The sequence below is a fragment of the Allobosea sp. P1_A7 genome, from assembly GCF_056406775.1.
This window is the reverse complement of record NZ_JBFTZN010000220.1, coordinates 1-18,281: the sequence shown is the minus strand read 5'-3', so window position 1 is coordinate 18,281 and position 18,281 is coordinate 1. Positions and strand designations below refer to the sequence as shown.

General features: G+C 62.7%; 12 protein-coding genes and 1 pseudogene. 5 read left to right on the top strand and 8 right to left on the bottom strand.

Features of this window, described 5'->3' with window-relative positions:
• Window positions 1-135 precede the first annotated feature (135 nt).
• The 3 genes from AC1D34_RS27970 (at window position 136) to AC1D34_RS27960 (ending at window position 3,388) form a co-directional block, all read left to right on the top strand.
• Entirely contained in the window at window positions 136-519 is a 384-nt protein-coding gene (locus AC1D34_RS27970) for a hypothetical protein (RefSeq protein WP_476825956.1), read from the top strand.
• A 459-nt stretch (window positions 520-978) separates the two neighbouring features.
• Window positions 979-1,167 carry a hypothetical protein gene (locus AC1D34_RS27965; protein WP_441509194.1) on the top strand — a complete coding sequence of 63 codons (189 nt, stop codon included), beginning with the start codon at window positions 979-981 and terminating at the stop codon, window positions 1,165-1,167.
• Window positions 1,168-1,582: 415 nt separating this feature from the next.
• Window positions 1,583-3,388: an ABC transporter transmembrane domain-containing protein gene (locus AC1D34_RS27960; RefSeq protein ID WP_476825955.1), complete on the top strand. Its 1,806-nt coding sequence runs from the start codon at window positions 1,583-1,585 to the stop codon at window positions 3,386-3,388.
• 1,468 nt (window positions 3,389-4,856) lie between these two features.
• On the opposite strand, the gene AC1D34_RS27955 is transcribed toward AC1D34_RS27960, so the two are convergent.
• The 8 genes and pseudogenes from AC1D34_RS27955 to AC1D34_RS27920 all read right to left on the bottom strand — a co-directional run bounded on the left by AC1D34_RS27955 (window position 4,857) and on the right by AC1D34_RS27920 (window position 15,245).
• Entirely contained in the window at window positions 4,857-5,897 is a 1,041-nt protein-coding gene (locus tag AC1D34_RS27955) for a lactonase family protein (RefSeq protein WP_441492622.1), read from the bottom strand.
• Between the two features lie 224 nt (window positions 5,898-6,121).
• Window positions 6,122-7,324: a mandelate racemase/muconate lactonizing enzyme family protein gene (locus AC1D34_RS27950; RefSeq protein WP_441492623.1), complete on the bottom strand. Its 1,203-nt coding sequence runs from the start codon at window positions 7,322-7,324 to the stop codon at window positions 6,122-6,124.
• A gap of 4 nt (window positions 7,325-7,328) precedes the next feature.
• Window positions 7,329-8,549 (bottom strand): mandelate racemase/muconate lactonizing enzyme family protein, encoded by a 1,221-nt coding sequence (locus AC1D34_RS27945; protein WP_476825954.1) that lies wholly within the window; start codon window positions 8,547-8,549, stop codon window positions 7,329-7,331.
• Window positions 8,550-8,569: 20 nt separating this feature from the next.
• Window positions 8,570-10,172, bottom strand: a pseudogene (locus AC1D34_RS27940) (dipeptide ABC transporter ATP-binding protein).
• Window positions 10,169-11,296, bottom strand: coding sequence for an ABC transporter permease (locus AC1D34_RS27935; protein ID WP_476825953.1), 1,128 nt, complete (start codon window positions 11,294-11,296; stop codon window positions 10,169-10,171). The pseudogene AC1D34_RS27940 and the gene AC1D34_RS27935 overlap by 4 nt, the downstream one beginning before the upstream one ends.
• A 3-nt stretch (window positions 11,297-11,299) precedes the next feature.
• On the bottom strand, window positions 11,300-12,286 hold the full coding sequence (locus AC1D34_RS27930; protein WP_441492627.1) for an ABC transporter permease: 987 nt from the start codon (window positions 12,284-12,286) through the stop codon (window positions 11,300-11,302).
• A gap of 61 nt (window positions 12,287-12,347) precedes the next feature.
• The gene (locus AC1D34_RS27925) at window positions 12,348-14,306 is read right to left on the bottom strand and encodes an ABC transporter substrate-binding protein (protein WP_476825952.1); all 1,959 of its coding nucleotides are present in this window, start codon (window positions 14,304-14,306) and stop codon (window positions 12,348-12,350) included.
• Window positions 14,307-14,390: 84 nt separating this feature from the next.
• Entirely contained in the window at window positions 14,391-15,245 is an 855-nt protein-coding gene (locus tag AC1D34_RS27920; RefSeq protein ID WP_476825951.1) for an aldose 1-epimerase, read from the bottom strand.
• Window positions 15,246-15,567: 322 nt separating this feature from the next.
• On the opposite strand from AC1D34_RS27920, the gene AC1D34_RS27915 reads away from it, so the two are divergent.
• Together AC1D34_RS27915 and AC1D34_RS27910 are read left to right on the top strand one after the other, a co-directional pair.
• Entirely contained in the window at window positions 15,568-17,295 is a 1,728-nt protein-coding gene (locus AC1D34_RS27915) for an IclR family transcriptional regulator domain-containing protein (RefSeq protein ID WP_441492630.1), read from the top strand.
• 53 nt (window positions 17,296-17,348) lie between these two features.
• Window positions 17,349-18,194 carry an NAD-dependent epimerase/dehydratase family protein gene (locus AC1D34_RS27910; RefSeq protein ID WP_476825950.1) on the top strand — a complete coding sequence of 282 codons (846 nt, stop codon included), beginning with the start codon at window positions 17,349-17,351 and terminating at the stop codon, window positions 18,192-18,194.
• Window positions 18,195-18,281: the final 87 nt, after the last annotated feature.

Below are 18,281 nucleotides of genomic sequence, written 5' to 3'. Positions count from 1 at the left end.
CGACTATTGTCGTTGACTAGCGTCGCGCCTTGAACCGCCAATCGCCATGGGTCGCTGGGCGATGGCATGACCAGTGGGGCAATTCCGAAGGAATCCGGCATTGTCATCTACCTCTCGACTTGAGGACATCCGACCATGGCCCATTGGAACGGGAATATGCCGGAGACTCCGAAGAAGGTGGCCTGGTACGAGACCAGCGTCGATGGCGTCAGCCTTTGGCACACCGACCCGAATGACCAGCCGGACAAGGCTTGGTTTGTAATCAGGCCGAGCCGGTTTTCCGAGGGGAGCTTTATCGGCACCGATCAGGAAAACCGTCGGGCGGTCTGCGCCGAGGACAGCGTCGAGGAGGCCAAGGCCGCCGCGCTGCTCTGGCTTGAGCGGCTATTGAACAAAGACGACATCCCGGACGAGGACGAGGAAGACCCGGCCGAGCGCTACCCCACCGTCACGAACACGGGCACGACGCCGACGACTGAGCGCCCGTGCCATCTACAGAACCCGTGCTTGCACTGGTAGGCGAGCGGCTGGCGCAGTCTAGGTTCAATCACCATGCAGCATCGCGGCGTCGCTGGTCGCGGCCCACTGCACGTACGCCGCCCCGGGGGCCTGCCGTCCGCGTTATCTGCGCACTCTAGGTAGAGATCCTGGCGATCCGCAGCATAGCGGCTATGGTTTTCCTATGCTTCGACCGCTTGCTCAGCTGCTTCCGCGGCGAGACCTTGCTTAGGCAAGTCACGGGCGCCGGTAGCTGGCATCATTCGCACGATGATCGCATAGGTTGCTTGCTGCCCGGATGCAGGACGTTCAATTCCGTTGGCAGAAATCAGCAAATATTTGGCGCGATATCGCATTATATATCAGATTGTTTCCGCTAATTCGGGCAAGTTCCCCGAATGATTTGTTGAGTATAGCCCGAAACGTTTTTGCTGCATCACCTCTGGTAATCGACGCTAGATCCCACTGAGGAATGAGCCAATGCCTGATAATGTGTCCAAGCAGAATCTTGATAACCAGATTGCGGTCGCCCGAAGAAATATAGCCGATCTGATGGAACGAGCCACCGCAACCACTGGATCTGCTGCGGAAGAAGCAATCGCGAACAGGATCAACCATCAACAAGAGCTGCTGAACCAGCTGCTGAAACAGCGCGAGGCGATGGAATAAGGCGTTCCTTGCGCTGGGGCGAATAGGCCGCCGAAGCCGAAAAACCGTCTGACCGAAGTCTTCAGGAGAAATCGGCGCTTGGCACGGAGGCGGACGAAGAGTTCGTCGATCGATCTGTCATTGGGATAGATGCCCGAGCGCCACTATGGCGGGCCACTTTCAGGCGCTGAGGAGTTCGCGCGGAAGTCTCCGCCTGCGCAAGGCAGGCTGCAAGGGACGAAAGGCTGTAGTGATCGTCCCCACGGCCTGCGTGAAACCGCGCCGGATTTCTTCAAGGCGAATGGCGTGACGAGACGAAGCCGCGCTATCGGGACACAAAGGTCCCACACTCTTTCAGACATAGGTCGGATGAACACAGCGCTTCGGTTCGTAGAATAACGAGGCACATCTAGGGATGCCAGGGTGGGGGGACGGTATGGGAGCGACCAGTAGTACCGCCAAAGGGGCGCGGGGGCGTTCGCTGAAGCCCCTGCGGGATCTACTGCCCTATGTCACCCGCTATCGCGCGATGGTTGCCGGCGCTGTTGTTTCCCTGATGCTGGCGGCTGCGATGACGCTGGCATTGCCGCCGGCGGTAGGCCGGATGATCGACCGAGGCTTCTCAGCATTTGATTCCTCCCTGGTCGCCAATTATTTCATGGTACTGGGCGCCATCGCCGCAGTGTTGGCGCTGGCATCGGCGTGCCGCTATTACTTCGTTGTCACGCTTGGCGAACGCGTCGTCGCCGACATCCGCCGGGATGTCTTCGCCCATATCACGCGGCTTTCGCCTTCCTATTTCGACGCGACTCGATCTGGCGACATCGTTACCAGACTTACCGCCGACACCACGCAAGTGAAATCGGCGATCGGCGCAACGGCATCGGTGGCACTTCGCAACGTTATTCTCCTAATCGGCGCCATCGCGATGATGGTCGTTACAAGTCCGAAACTGTCGGGTCTGGTCATCGTCGCGATTCCGCTGATCGTCGTTCCCCTCGTCGGCTTCGGGCGATCGGTGCGGCGGAAGTCGCGGACAGCTCAGGCCATGCTGGCCAACGCCATGGCCTATGCCGGCGAGCAAATCGGTTCGATCAGGACTTTGCAGGCATTCACCAACGAAAGCTTGGTGACGGAGCGCTTTTCGGGCGCCGTCGAAACCGCGTTCAGGGGCGCACGGTCATCGGTATTTGCTCGCTCTTTCCTGACCTTCTTTGCGATCTTTACCATCTTCTCCTCTGTTGTCGCCGTGCTCTGGTTCGGCTCGCGCGACGTACTTGCGGGAGCGCTCTCGCCTGGCACCCTTGGCCAGTTCTTGCTCTATTCGGTATTCGCTGCCGGCGCGCTCGGCGCTCTTTCCGAGGTCTGGGGTGAACTCAGCCAGGCGGCCGGTGCAGCCGAGCGGCTGACCGAAATCCTTGCTGAGGAGCCAGCAATTACGGCACCTGCCAATCCGAAGCCTCTGCCGGCACCGGCCCAGGGGCTCGTCGAGTTTCGTGAGGTGTCGTTTTCCTACCCTGCACACCCGGAGCTGCCGGCTGTGCACAGGTTGAGCTTTTCCATTGGGTGCGGCGAGACGGTTGCAATCGTCGGTGCCTCCGGCGCAGGCAAGAGTACGGTGTTCTCCCTACTGATGCGGTTCTACGATCCCCAGGCAGGCTCAATTCTGATCGACGGCGTCGATATTCGCGAGGCCAGTCCGCAGGATGTCCGTAGCCGCCTCGCCCTGGTCCCGCAGGACATAACGATCTTCGCGGCCTCGGCGCGGGAGAATATCGCCTTTGGCAGGCCCGAGGCATCTGGCCCAGAGATCGAACAAGCGGCTCGCGAAGCGGTCCCCGACGAATTCGTCGCCAGATTGGAGACGRGCCTCGAGGCCCAGGTAGGCGAGCGCGGCGTCATGCTGTCCGGTGGCCAGCGTCAGCGCATCGCGATCGCCCGGGCCATCCTGCGCGACGCCCCCATCCTGTTGCTCGACGAGGCCACCTCCGCGCTCGATGCGGAAAGCGAAATGCTAGTGCAGACTGCGGTCGAACGCTCGATAAGAGGCCGCACGACCATCGTCATCGCCCACCGCCTGGCGACCGTGCTCAAAGCCGACCGGATTCTAGTCATGCACGAGGGGCGGATCGTTGAGGAAGGCACTCATCGGAGCCTTGTGGCTAACGGCGGCGTGTATGCGCGCGTGGCCAAACTGCAGTTCCATACCGGAGCAACAGCTTTCCTGAGTGCGGCAGAGTAGGGGGCGGCCTGGCAACGGTATAACCAGAATTGGGCCGAGGAATTCGTCGGTCTGACCAACGTGAATTTTTGGCAAAGACCGAAGTTCGGGAACCTCGAAGGACCAAATCATATCGGCCTCATCAGAAGTTTGCAGTCTCGATTGTTGGGCGCGAAGGGGAAACGAGATGACGAAAGCCAGCTACCCCGAATGGTTGAAGCACCTAGAGAAGCTGGAGAGGGAACAGCGCTTGGAGTATGCTGCTAGTCGTGAAAAGGAAGGCGACGATCTTGGCAATGAGATCAAACTATGGATCTGCGACGGGCGAAGTAAGGGCTACTCCGCTCCGGACGGGCGTCCCCAGCCGCAATAATAAATGGTTCGTAACAATCGTTTCCAAGAACTGAAGCGCTTCCAGCTTGTTGATGAAGATTGGTCCTGTCGCGAGTGTTCTAGCAAAGCCAATCTGTTCGAAATCCGTTGTGTATAAACAAGGCCGGGCGAGCCCTGTGGAGCTGTACCTGCGAGCCTGATGCGTTTGTGGAGGTCTCGCGAAGCCAGAATTCTGGCCCTCAGCTTTCGAGCAAGACTATAACGGTACGGTCCAGTACAAGACCATAAGCCAGATGACGATCATCGGAATTACAGTCACGACCGGAATTGGCCGCCAGCGATATCGCGGCAGAAAGGGGACGTTGAGGTCGTGGGGCCTGGGCGAGTTGCGCATCACAGCAGGATGCCCGAGGCTGCCGCAGGCGTCTTGCTATTCGGCGCCAATCGTTTGCGGCAGACTATAGCCAGATCGGACCGAGGTCGTAGCTCTGGAGCACTCGGGTGCCCGCCGTCCTCATTTGGCGCTGCGCCATAACTTTCTCATGTGTGGATGCGAGGGCCAAATTCTCAAGCTCGATCTGCACGATAGGATGGAGAGCGACCGCACGGGTTCGCGAACTCGGACACCAACAAGCTGAGTATCACGCAGCGCCGACTTGGGTAGGCTGGAGCCCGTTTTGCCTGTCTGTCTGCCTCTGGAGTTTCTAGGCGGCGGTCTCACACCGCACCCGCGTGAGAAGGTCGTCCGCCGTTCGGGTTAGGAATAAAGCCTTTCAGGCTCAGTTCCGTTGGATGATGGCTTGGTTCGTATGACGACGAGTTGCCGGCCGGTCGCGTAAATCGCGCTGCCCGAAAGCCACCGCAATCCATGGTGATCGTGAAGGCTGATTCGCAAGTTGGTCTAGGTTTCAGATCACGAGTTCTTGCAGGAGGGGCAGCTTTGCAAGGTGAGAATGGTTTCGAGATCACGAATGACGAGGATCGCAGCCTTGCAGTAAAGCGGGCCGCGGCGCTGCTTCGCTATGAGCCTGGCAGCGACGGAGAGCGAGAGCTCACTGTCCTCACGGATGCAATCGCAGAGTATGACATGAGGGATTTTGAGAAGGCCCCGCGTTCGCGTCCAAGCGAGGACCCTGCCTTTTCTCCTAGCTTGACCTCAAGCCAACTCAACCATCTCCACCCAATCCGGGCTGTTCCCCACGATGGCTCGGTCGGTAACAGTGAGCCCGCCGCTCTCGTCGATCACATAAACTGTAGCGTGGTCGGTCGACTGTCCCAATGCGACCAGGTAGCGCCCGGTGGGGTCGATGCCGAAGCCGCGCGGCTGCGTCTCGGTCGGGATGTGCTGCATCAGTCGCAATTTGCCATCTCCCTCGACTGCGAAGCTCGCCAATATCGAGCTGTTGCGCTCGGATGCGTAGAGAAAGCGGCCGTCCGGCGTAATCTGGATATCAGCGCCCCAGGGCTTTCCTCCGAAGCCGACGGGCAGCATGGTGACGACCTGCTTGGTGTTGAGTGCGCCGTGTTCCGAATCGTAGTCGAAGACCGTGACCGAAGCGTCGAGCTCGCCAAGTAAGTACACACTCTTGCCGGCGGGATCGAAGATGAAATGGCGCGGCCCGGTGCCTTTCGGCAGGGCGGTCGTCCGTGGTGGCGTCAGCGTCCCGGCAACCTGGTCAAAATCGAAGCTGTAGACCACGTCTCCGCCCAGACTTGTCGCCAAAACATGCCGGTTGGATCGGTCGCCCATGATGCCATGGGCGTTCGGTGCAGTTGGAACACGCTGCGCTACTTGCTGCGCAACGCCGTTGGTCCCGATCGGACTCACCGTGACGACATTTCCGTCATAGGAGGCGCCGAACAGGAAGCGTCCGCTGAGATCGGTGCGAATATAGGCGACGCTCTCCGCCATAGCCGCAAAGCCGAGTTCAGACAGCGCACCGGTGGAACGGTCGATTCGGAAGGTTGCGACGCCACGTGGCGCCCCACGCATGGCGGCGTATAGGAACTCTCGTCCCGGTGACAGTGCTAGTGGCAGCGAGCGGCCGGGTTCAGTCACGCCGGGAAAGCGCATGCGCTGGATGGGGCTCAGCGTGCCCCCTTTGCCAGAGAGCCGTAGAACACTGATATCGCCGCCTGATCCATTGCCAATGTAAACGGCGAGATCGGCTTTTCCACTAGCGTGATGAGGCGACATGCACGGCTCCACAAGCTTACTTGATGATTATGTGGCTGATCCGATCCTCAGGGCATCTCAGCCTGAGCAGATCCGACGTTGATCAACGTAAAGTAGCGGCCAGCGCCTGGGCGCGACGGCGAATGGCGCGGTCTCTTCAAATGCGCCGACCATCGCCGAGTTCATTGGGCGCGAAACCAGATGCCGGCCTGAGACGGTCTACTCGCCGAGATTCGCTGTCGGAATCAGGCATAAGCCGTCGAGCCATCAGGGCGGCGTGGGACCTTCCGTTCCCAATGAACGTAGTCCTCCTTGGCCAGGACATCCATGTCCATCTCGACCCCCCAGCCTGGCCGATCGGGCCGCAACAGCAGATAGCCATCTTTTGGCAGATAGGGGTCCTTGACGTACCAGGCCCCCTGCGAGCGATCAGGTTGGACTATGGGGCCGCCGCTGCCGTCGCCAAAGGCGTAATTGGGGCCGTGAGGCAGCCGGTATTCGAGAATCCGGAAATTGGGCTGCGCAGCCGAGAAATGCAGGTTCACGGCGGTGGCCAGCGGCCCCATCGGGTTGTGGGGCGCGATGGTCACGTAGTGTGCCTCGGCTATCGCCGCGATCTTGCGCATCTCCAGCAGACCGCCAACGACGCAAATATCGGGTTGGATTATGTCGCAGCCCTTGACCGAGAGCAGCCGCAGGAACTCGAAACGGCTGTACAAAGACTCGCCCGTCGCCAGCGTGCAGGCGAGGCCGCGCTTCAGCTCGCCCCAGGCTTCGAAGTTTTCGGGCCGGAGCGGCTCCTCAAAGAAGAGCGGATCGTAGGGGGCAAGCGCGTTACCGAGCTGCATCGCCTGCCCTACTTCGAAGATCTTGGCGTGAGCGTCAAAGGCGATCTCATAGTCCGAACGCACGGTTTCGCGCAGATTGCGAAAATACTCGGCGCTGGTTCGCACGACCTCGCCCCAGCGATGCGCGTGCATGTCGATCCGATAGGGACTGAGCTTGAACGCCGTCAGCCCCCACTGCTCGTTCAGCGCGTTGAGTTCGTCGCGCGCGATGGCCGGGTCTGGGGCAGTGTAGACACCGGCATAGACTCGCACCTTGTCGCGCACATTGCCGCCAAGCAGCATGTAGACCGGCACGCCGAGAGCCTTGGCCGAGATGTCCCAGAGGCAATGGTCGATGGCCGATATCGCCGCCAGCCCGAGTGCGCCGGGCGGAAAGCGGCTCTGCTGGAGCAGGTAGAGGATCAGGTACTCGATCCGTCGCGGGTCTTGCCCGCGGATAAACTCGAACAGGTAGTCGAGCAGAGGCAATAGCGCCCGGTCAGGCCCGTGATTGTAGCACTCGCCCCAGCCGGTCAATCCGTCATCGGTGTCGATGGCGACAACTACACGGGGACGATCCTTGTCGCGCGACATATAAGCCCGCAAGCGCTCGATCTTCATAGGCTCAGTCCTTGAAATAGACGCCGCGCTTCCAGCGCGACTGCACGTAGACATGCTCGCGGAAAGTTCCCTCGGCATAGGAGCCGGCCCCCTCCGTCACGGGGATCGAGACATTCATCTCGCTGGGCCATTGCGCGACGAAATCCTCGTCGATCTCGACACCGAGACCGGGGCGGTCGGGGACGTCGAGATAGCCGTCGCGCGAGACTGGGTGCGGGATCACCGTCCTGGCGCGGCCGTCCCAGTCATCCTCGATGCGCTCGAGGATGAGGCCATTCGGGCAGCTTGCGAGGAGATGCAGGGCAGCATATTCCGCGACCGGCCCGAGCGAGCCGGAATGTGGCGCAAGCATGATGTGATGCGCCTCTGCCATTGCCGCGATCTTCTTCATCTGGGTTATCCCGCCGGCTCGGCCGGTGTCCGGCTGGACCACGTCGATCAGGTCGCGCTCGATCAGCTCGCGTTCACCGAAGATCGTCGCCATCCGCTCACCGGCCGCCAGCGTCACCGAGGAATGGTTGCGTATGCGGGCGTAGCCGTCGAGATTATCGGGCGCGATCGGGTCCTCGACCCACATCATCTTGTAGGGCTCAAGCGCCCGGCAGACCTGCGTCGCATCGGCCGGTGTCAGCCATGGTGGGCCATGCAGGTCGATGGCGATGTCCATCTCCGCGCCGACCGCCTCACGCAGCACCGCGACCTTCCTGACGGGATCGGAGACGCCGCCGCATTTCAACGCGGTAACGCCGCGCCGCTTCAGCGACAACGCCGCCTCCGGAGTGTTGGCATGGCCGTAGATACGGATCCTGTCGCGTAGTTTGCCGCCGAGTAGGTTCCAGACCGGCGTATCCAGCGCCTTGCCCTTGATGTCCCACAACGCCATGTCGATACCGGTCATGGCGCCTGCGCCGACCACGCCGGTCATGCCGTGGCCCATGATCGCGATCTGCATCTTCTGCCAGAGCCGCTCGATATGGGTCGGATCCTCGCCGACGAGCAGCGCTTTCAGGTCCTCGACCGCCGTCCTGATGACGCGCGGCCAGCCGGAGCATTCGCCGATGCCGGTGATGCCTTCGTCGGTGACGACCTTGACGAAGAGCCAGTTGCGGCTGCCGGTGAGGTTCTTCGAGAATTGCTGGGATCCGAACGAGCCGTCCGCGGCCCAGTTCCTCAGGCTGGGGGCGCCCGCATGCATCAGGAAGGTCTTGATGTCGACGATCTTCATGGGGCTGATCCGTAGGCTCGTTAACCGGAGTAGCGGTGGCGGCGGTGGATGCTGCGCGCCCGAGGGTCGGGTCGCGGAATGGCGGAGAGCAAGGCCTGGGTATAGGCGTGCGTGGGCGCGTTGCAGACCTGCTCGGCCGCACCGGTCTCGACCACCTTGCCGCGGTACATCACAGCCACCCGGTCGCACATGTAGCGGATGACGCCGATGTCGTGGCTGATGAAGACGTAGGACAAGCCGAGCTTGTCCTGCAGGTTCATCATCAGGTCGAGCATCTGCGAGCGCAGCGAGACGTCGAGCGCCGAGGTCGCCTCATCGGCGACGATGACGCGGGGGTTAAGGGAGATGGCACGGGCGATGCCGATGCGCTGGCGCTGGCCGCCGGAGAAGGCATGCGGATAGCGCTCCCGCCAGGAGGGCTCCAGGCCGACCTGGCGCAACAGTTCAGCGACCCGGTCGTCGAGTTCCTTGCCGGCGGCAATCTTGTTGACGAGCAGGGGCTCGCCGATGATCTGGGCCACCGTCATGCGCGGGTTGAGCGAACCGACCGGATCCTGGAAGATCATGCGGATCTCGCGCCGGCAGGCCTTCAGCGTCTCCTTGTCAGCCTTGAGCAGGTCGACGACCTCGCCGTCGGCGCGTCGATAGTCGATCGCTCCGGCATTGGGCTCGTAGACGCGCAGCAAGCAGCGCCCCATCGTGGTCTTGCCCGAACCGGATTCGCCGACGATGCCGAGCGTCTCCCCAGCTCTGACCTCCAGCGAGACGTCGTCGACGGCCCTGAGCGGGGCCTTAGGCGAGCCGAAATGCATTTCTAGGTTGCGGACCTGCAGGACGGGCGGAGCCTCTTGCGCGATCGGCGCGCGCCTGAGCCTGATCTCGGCCTTCTGCTCGAGCTTTAGCACGGAGCTGATCAGCATTCGGGTGTAGTCGTCCTGCGGCGCGTGGAATATGGCGTCGACCGGGCCGCTCTCCATCACCTTGCCGTGGTGCATCACCAGCACCTCATCGGCAACCTCGGCGACCACGCCCATATCGTGCGTAATGAACATCACGGCCATGCCGTGCTGCCGCTGCAGCCTCCTAAAACTCGAACGTATAGCGGTCGACGGCGGCTTCGGGTTTGGGAATCTCGACCTGCGTCAGGAGCTCGACGCAGCGCGCGCGAGCCTCCTTCTTGCCCATGTTCAGGTGGAGCTGCAGCACCTCCATGATCTGGTCGCCTACGGTATGGACCGGCGACAGCGACGACATCGGCTCCTGGAAGATCATCGCGATCTCGCGGCCGCGGACCGCGCGGATCTCACGCCCGCGCGGGTTGAGCTTCGCGAGATCGACGGAGGTTCCATCGGGCCGGCGCAAGACCATCGCGCCCGAGACGATACGCCCAGGTGCATCGACGATTTGCAGGATCGAGCGCGCGGTCACGCTCTTGCCCGAGCCGCTCTCGCCGACGATGCAGAGCGTCCTGCCACGCTGGAGCGTGAACGAGACACCGTCGACAGCTTTGACGACGCCGTTGCGCACCGGGAAGTGCGTCACGAGATCCCTGACTTCGAGGATCGTCGGCGCCGGCGCGGCGGGGCGCAGCTCCTGGCCGATGGCGAGATCGATGACGCTCATTTGTTGTACGGATCGGCGGCATCGCGCAATCCGTCTCCAAGGAAGTTGAGGGCGATCACGGCGATCACCACGGCGAGGCCGGGCGCGAACAGCCAGGGCGCGGTCGCGATCGAGCGGATGTTCTGTGCCTCGCGCAGCAATACGCCCCAGGAGATGGTAGGCGGCTGCAGGCCCAGGCCGAGAAAGCTGAGCGCGGTCTCTGCGAGGATCATGGCCGGGATCGCCAGCGAGATCGACGCGATGATGTGGCTGGCGAAGCTCGGCAGCATGTGGCGGAAGATGACCCGTCCTTCAGAGGCACCGTCGAGCCGCGCCGCGGTGACGAATTCTTCGGTACGCAGGCTCAGGAAGCGGCCCCGCACGACCCTGGCGAGCTGGGCCCAGCCGGTCAGCGACAGGATCAGCGTGATCATGAAATAGTTGAGGGTCGCGGGCCAATCCTGCGGCAGTGCTGCCGACAGCGCGAGCCAGATCGGGATGCTAGGTAGCGACAGCACGAACTCGATGACGCGCTGTACCGCAAAGTCGATGCGACCGCCGTAATATCCGGAGATGCCGCCGAGCAGGATGCCGATAGTCAGCGAAAGCAGGACGCCGACCAGGCCGACCGACAGGGAAATCTGGGCGCCCTGGATGATACGGCTGTAAACGCAGCGGCCGAGCCGATCCGTCCCGAGCAGAAAGATCGGCTGGGCCTTGTTTTCCGAGGCGATCAGGTGGGTCGTAGTGCTGAACAGCCCGAACAGCCTGTACTCGAAACCTTGAGCGAAGAACGTAACATAGGTTTTGCGGGCCTTGTCTTCGCTATAGACCGCTGAGAGCGTCTGCGGATCGCGCTTAAACACCGAAGGATGGATAAAGGGCCGGAAAGACCAGCTCCCATCCGCCCCCCTGTCGATGAAATGGATAGCCTGCGGTGGATGGAATGCCGCCCGTGCGTTCTGCTGCGACGGATCATTGATGGCGAAGAAACCCGGGGCAATGGCGATGATGTAAAGAAACACCGTGACGATCAGCCCCGCCATGGCAAGATGGTGGCGCTTGAACGCCCACCAGACGAGCTGCCATTGCGAGGCAACGGCCAGCCGGGTGCTGTCGACGGATGAAAGGGCGGTGTCGGTCATTACCTATTCCAGCCTGATGCGGGGGTCGACGAGGGCGAGCAGGATATCGCTGATGAGAGAGCCGATGAGCGTGAGCGTGCAGATCAGCAGCACGAATGCGCCGGCCAGATACATGTCCTGGCTCATTAGCGACTGGAGCAGGAGAGGCCCCGCCGTCGGCAGGCTCAGCACGATGGCGACGATGATCGAACCGGAGACGAGGTTCGGCAACAGCCAGGAAATCGTCGAGATGAACGGATTGAGGGCCAGGCGAACCGGGTACTTCACCAGCAGATGGAATTCCGAGAGGCCCTTGGCGCGCGCCGTCGTGACATAGGGCTTGTGCAGCTCGTCCAGCATGTTGGCGCGCATGACGCGGATCAGGCTGGCGGTGCCGGAGACAGCGAGAATGATGACGGGAATCCAGAGATGGTGCAGCAGGTCGATGACCTTGCCGATGCTCCAGGGGGCCGTGAGATACTGCTCGGAGAAGAGCCCGCCGACCTCCTGCCCGAATTCGACGGCTGCGACATACATCAGCACGAGCGCGAGCAGGAAGCTCGGAATGGCGAGGCCGAGGAAGCTGAAGAAGGTGACGATATAGTCGCCGATCGAATACTTCTTGACGGCCGAGAACACGCCGATCGGCAGTGCGATGCCCCAGGTCGCGAGTAGCGTCGAGAAAGTCAGCACCAGGGTCAGCGCCATCCGCTCCCAGATCAGGTCACTGACCGGCTGTTGCCATTCGAAGCTGAGGCCAAAATCACCTCTGAGCACGATGCCGCTGATCCATTTGAAATATTGGACGATCATCGGCTGATCGAGCCCGAAGCGGATTCTCAAATCGGCCGCCGTGTTCTGATCGACCACTTCGTTCGAGGCTGCGAGCGTCGCGATATAGGTCGTGACGAAGTCGCCCGGAGGAAGCTGGATCAGCACGAAGGACAGAAAACTGACGACGATCAGCGAGGGCACCATCCAGAGGAGGCGCTTGGCGATGAAGCGGAGCATGGCACTGCCTGTTGGGTGAGACGGCCCGGCCACGCTCGCGGCGCGGCCGGGCTGTCGTCGCTCACGTCGCGAAGAAGAACTGCTGAGGCAGGGCCGGGCCGGGATTGGGCCAGGTCCAGGCGTTGGGATATTTCGCCGGCACGTTCTGTAGGTTGTTCTTGCAGATGCCGAAGGCGTTCACCGCGAGGCAGATGCCGATGGTCTCAAAGGCGTCGGCGGTGATGTCGAAGACCTGCTTCATCAGCGCGGTGCGCTTCTCCAGGTCGGCCGTGGCGCGCGCCTGGTCGAACAGCTTCATGCGCTGCTTCTGGCCCTCCGGCGGTTCCTGGCCGTCCTTGCCGCCCGAGACGTACCATTGCGCCCACGGAATCGCGTAGCGCGAGCCCTGAGTGTGCTGGGCGAAGTAGTCACGCGGGTCGAGCATCGGGTCGAGTCCGCCGGGGCCCGGCCAGACGGCGGCATCATGGTCGTTGTTGTCGCCGCGCGTGTAGTAAAGGGCGCGCTCGATCGTGTTGACCTTGATGTCGACGCCGATTTCGGCCCAGTGGCGCTTCACCAGTTCGAGCGCATCGACCTCATCGGGATACAGCGTTGGAATCACGTCGATGGCGAAGAAGACCCTCTGGCCGTCCGGTCGCAGCCTGATTCCGTTGGCATCCTTCTTGGCGTAGCCGAGCTTGTCGAGAATGGCGTTGGCCTGGGCTGGGTCGTGGCTGGTGAACTGCTCGGACAAGCCGGCGTGATACCAGGGATGGCCGGGGCGGGGCCCAGTCTGATGCGGCTGCGACTGGCCGAGATAGACGAGGTCGATGATCTCCTTGCGGTCCATGCCCAACGAGAGCGCCTTGCGGAACTCCTTGTTGGCGAACATCTCGCGCATCTTGGCGTCCTTGTGCGTCATGTTCAGATAGATCTGAACCTGCTGCGACGAGGAGCTGATCAACTCGATCAGGCGGTAGCCGCCCTTCTGCATGTTCTGCGACAGGGTCGGCTTGTTCTGGAGCGTGTCGAGATGGCGCTCCTGGATGTCGAGGCGCCCGGAAATCGCATCCAGCATCAGCGACTCGACGTCCTGCGAGATGCTGAAGCTGAGCCTGTCGATATAGGGCAGCTGGTTACCGGCAGTGTCGACCTGCCAGAAATAGGGATTGCGTTCCATCACGACGCGCGTGGCGCCGCCGGTATAGGGCTCCTTGATCACCCAGGGGTCGAGCGTCGGCTTGTCGGCATTGCCCCAGCGCGATGGAATCTCGATATCGCCGCACTTGTTGCGGAACAGCGTTCCCCAGTCGGACAGGTTCRCCGCCTTGACCAACTCCGCCACGCCGGAATTGTATTTCGGGTGGAACTGGCTGCAGTAATGCTTGGYGAACAGCGTCGGGTGTTGCCCTAGCGGGGTCGCCATCATCTCGAGAAACAGCGCGTAGGGGCTGGCGAAGGTGAACTTGACCGTCGTCTCGTCGACCTTGGTCGCTGTGCCTGGCTTGTTGTCGATGACGATCGGCGAGGGGGCGGACTTATAGAGTTCGGTGTTCTTGGCGCAGTCCTCGATCGAGAAGACGATGTCATCGGCGGTGAACGGCTTGCCGTCCGACCATTTCATGCCCTTGCGCAGGTAGAAGGTGAACTCGGTCGAGTCCGCATTGACCTCCCATTTGTCGGCGACGTTCGGCAGGACCTCGGTGAAGGCAAGGTTCCAGCGCACCAGGCCCTGGTTGCCGACCATGCGCAGAATTCCGTTATGGTCGGAGGAGCCGCGCAGGCCGCGCCGGAGCGAACCGCCGTAGCGGCCGACCTTGTCGACCTTGATTACCAGCGGGTTGGCAGAGACGCGCTCGGCCAGCGGCGGCAGCTTGCCCTCCGAGGCCAGCTTGGCGAGGGCCGGCGCCTCCTTGGCGGTTTGGGCAAAGGCGGCGTGGGGCAGCGTCGAGAGCGCGGTGGCGCCGGCAAGCCCTTTCAGCATATCGCGGCGGTCCAGTCCGCGGCGCCGGTGTGGTCCTCTTTGCGTATCCCTGCTCATGCCATCCTCCCGGATTGAGATGTTGCCGGCCTGTTGGCCGTGTAGCTGAGGGTCGAGGCGTGGTGGCGCGGCCACCTGTTCACGTCATGCCAGTCCGATCCGCACTTTCGCCGAGATGGTTGCGCCGGGGGCGAGCACGCGCATCCCAGTTCCAGAATGTCCCGCTGCCGCGAGATTGAAGGCATCAGCGACATGGCTGACCGGCTCCAGGCAGAGATAGCTGCCGCCGGCCGGGACATGGAAGACGAGGTGGTCGAGAGGAGCGCTGGCCTGGATGAGGATCCGTGTGCCGTCCCGGCGATGTATTGAGGCGCCCCCGTCCCAGCCAGAATAATAGGCCGTGGTGGCCTCGCCGCCATGAGGCGAATCGTAGTGCCGGTCGCGGCCAGTGAGCGAGTGGAGCTGCTGGCCGCAGCCATCGGCGTCCTGATCCCAAAGGGCTTCGCAGTTGAACGTGATGCGGTCGCCCTGGGACACGGCGAAATAGGGGTGAATGCCCAAGCCGACCGGCATCGGCGAGACCGCATGGCTCTCGACGTAGATCTCGTGGGTCAGGCCCGAGGGATCGAGCGCCATGCGCTGRACGGCCTCGAACGCCCAAGGCCATCCCGCCAGATCATCTTGAGGCTCGAAGCGATAGTGCAGCTCGATCTCCGCGCTCGCGTGCCGCATCACGGTCCAGGGCCGCGTCTGGCTGAAGCCGTGCAGTGCGTGCGGAGCCGCGGCCGGGTGCGGCACGAGCGCGACCCGGGTTTCGCCGAAGCGGAAGGCGGCATCGCGGACGCGATTGGAAAAGGGCACGAGCGGGTAGCTGCCCGCCTTCGGCCAATATGCGGGATCGAATCCCGCAGCGGGCATTGGCACCAGAACGTCGCTGCGCAGGCCGTTGGGTCCCTCGCGCCAGAGGGACGCTATGCGCCCGCCGTCCAACGGCCGCACCGCCGCTCTCATCGGTCCCGCCGCGAGAGGGCAGACAGACGGCGAGGTCTCCGCAGAACGGAACTGTGCCGCCGTTGCGTCCGCCATTGTCACGTTTCGTCCCCAATACCTGTCGGGATGTCCCCGATCTTGAATGGAAGGCTAGGATTGGTGCGACGCACTGTCAACGAGCATTCTTACTATGTATAAAAGTATCGGCCATTTCGCAGTTGCAGCATGGAAGTTTCTTACATCGTGATACTGAGCCATTGCAGGCGCTTGTACGTCTGCGTAAGCTGAGCCCCGCCGCATCAGCCCGGTTCGACAGGCCCGCCTCCGTTTCATGCGCAATCATGCCACCAGCCTCGAGCAGGATATCGTGCCGGACGAAGAGGGGCGGCGCGGCGAATCTCTCATCGAGGTGCGAGGCACCAGGCTCGTCGGCAAGGCGCTGAACCTGCTCGACCTGATCGCCTCTGCGCCTGGCGAGCACCGCGCGCAGACCCTGGCCGATGAGTTGGGCCTTCCGCGCAGCACTGTCTATCGCATCATCAATACGCTGCAGCAGCGTGGGCTGGTGCGCATCGACGCCAGCGGGCAGGGATATTTCCCGGGCTTCAAGTTTCTCGAATACGCTCAGGCTGTCTGGCCGATCCCGGATCTGCCGATGCTCGCCATGACGGAACTCCGCTGGCTTCACGAGCTCAGCGGTGAAACCGTTTATTTCGCCGCGCCCGGCGGCGCAGACATGATCATCATCCAGAAGATCCTAAGCCTTTATCCGATCAGCACGGGCGCGCCATTGGGGAGCCTGCGGCCGCTTTACTGCTCGGGAATGGGCAAGGCGCACCTGGCGGCGCTGGCGCCGGACGAGCGGGAGGCCCTGATTGGCCGCATGAGCTTCGAGCGCGTCACGGATCGGACGATCACGGACCCGGCCCAGCTTCGCTCGCAGCTCGATGTGTTCCAACTGCGCGGCTATGCCATCGACGACGAAGAGTTCATGGAGGGTATTCGCTGCGTCAGTGCCTCCGTGCCCGGCGAGAGCGGCGTGCCGCTCGGTGCATTCACCGTGTCGGGCCCCTGTTATCGGATGACGCTGGAGCGGGTTAATCAGCTCGGACCTGAGGTCGCGGCCGCGGCCAGGCGCCTTGGCGAGGTCGTGAAGCGGCACGGAGGTATGCGCCCACGAGCCCGGCCCGATATCGCGCAGGTGCCACTGGCCTACAACGGGCGCTCATTCCTGGGAAAGTCGCCGAGTTGGGACGGGGCGACGAACTCGCTGCTTTGGTTGGACGCACTGGCGCCCGCCATCATGCGCTCTCGCGTCGAGGAACCTGCGGCGCCACCCCGGTCCGAGGTGATGGCCCAATTCACCTCGCCGGTGCTGGCCCTGAGCTCGATCGGCGAGGGGCGTTGGTTCGTGGCGACGGAAAAGGGCGCGATGGCCGTCGACCGGGACGCGCGCCTGACCGATCTGAGCCCGGCGCTTTCGCTGGAATTGCTTCCCCGCATCACCTGCGCTTGCCACGGGCCGGACGGACAAATCTGGCTCGGGGTTGGAGAAACGCCGAGTCCGCAAAGCCGCCCCGGGCTCTATCGCCTGATTGACGGGACCCCCGTACTTGAAGTGGAACTGCCGGCCACACCCACCGACATGCTGATCGACGCGCCTGGGCGCCATCTCTACGTCGCGCTCAGGGAGGCCGGCGATATCATCCGCTTCCCGATCAGGACGGGCAACAGACTCGGGAGCCTGGGGCTGGTCGCACGCGTCGATGCCCTGCACGGGCGCCCCATGGCCCTGACCCTGGAAGAGCCGGATTACCTGTGGGTCGCGCTATGGGACGGCTGGAGCCTGGCACGCCTGCAGCGCGACGGTTCCGACATGCGGCTTTTATCCTTGCCTGTGCCGCGTCCGACCGGGCTGACCTTCGGTGGGAGGGGCGGGGACCTGCTTTACGTTACAAGCGGCCGGATCGGATTGACACCGCAGCAGATTGCCGAGGCTCCGGCATCCGGGAGCGTCTTTGCCCTCGACGGGCGGCTTCGAGCCGCCTTGCTGCGCTGAGCCGGAGAAGCATCGGAGCACCCACCTACAAAAGAAGAGCCGGGAGAAGACGCATGGAACAGCAAGAGCCGACCGTCACTCGCAACCTGCTGATCACGGGCGGCGCCGGCAATATTGGGCGAAAACTGCGCCAGGAACTCGGCAGCCGCTTCGCCCGCATCCGCATTCTGGACACTGTCGCCCCGGCCAGCCTCGCGGCCAACGAGGAAGCCGTGCAGATCGATATCGCCGACATCGGCGCCGTCGAGCGGGCGATGATGGGCATGGACGGGGTGATCCACATGGCGGGCGTCGTGCGCGAAGCGCCGTTCGAGTCCATTTTGCAGACAAATGTCGTCGGCACCTGGAACGTCTATGAAGCGGCACGACGTCAAGGCGTAGGCCGCGTCGTATTCGGCTCGAGCAACCACGCCGTCGGCTTCTATCCCAGGCATCAGCGCATCGACGAGACGGTCCTGCCGCGACCAGACGGACGCTACGGGCTCAGCAAGTGCTGGGGGGAGGCAGTGGGCGCCCTCTATGCCGACAAGTACGGTATCCGCAGCATGCATGTGCGGATCGGCAATGCCGCCGACATTCCCGCCAGCGCCCGTACGCTCAAGATCTGGATCAGTGGGCGCGATCTTGCCCAGCTCTGCCTGATCGGGCTGGAGCATCCCGACATCCACAACACTATTGTCTACGGTGTCTCCGACAATGCCGGCGGATGGTACGACAATGCGGTCGCATATGGGCTGGGCTACCGGCCCAAGGACCGTGCCGACGACTATGCCGAGGAGGCCATGGCTGGGGAAGCCGAGCTGACCCATGAGCCGCCTGCGCTGTATTTTCAAGGTGGCGGCTTCTGCTCGCTTGAATATGCCGGTGCACCGGTTCCTCCACCCGCAGCGGGTGTCTGAGACGCCGCGCCCGTTTGACCGCGATCATTCCAACTCCCCCCGTGCAGCCGAGGCCCCCGATGTGCATCACCGATGTCCGTGTCACTC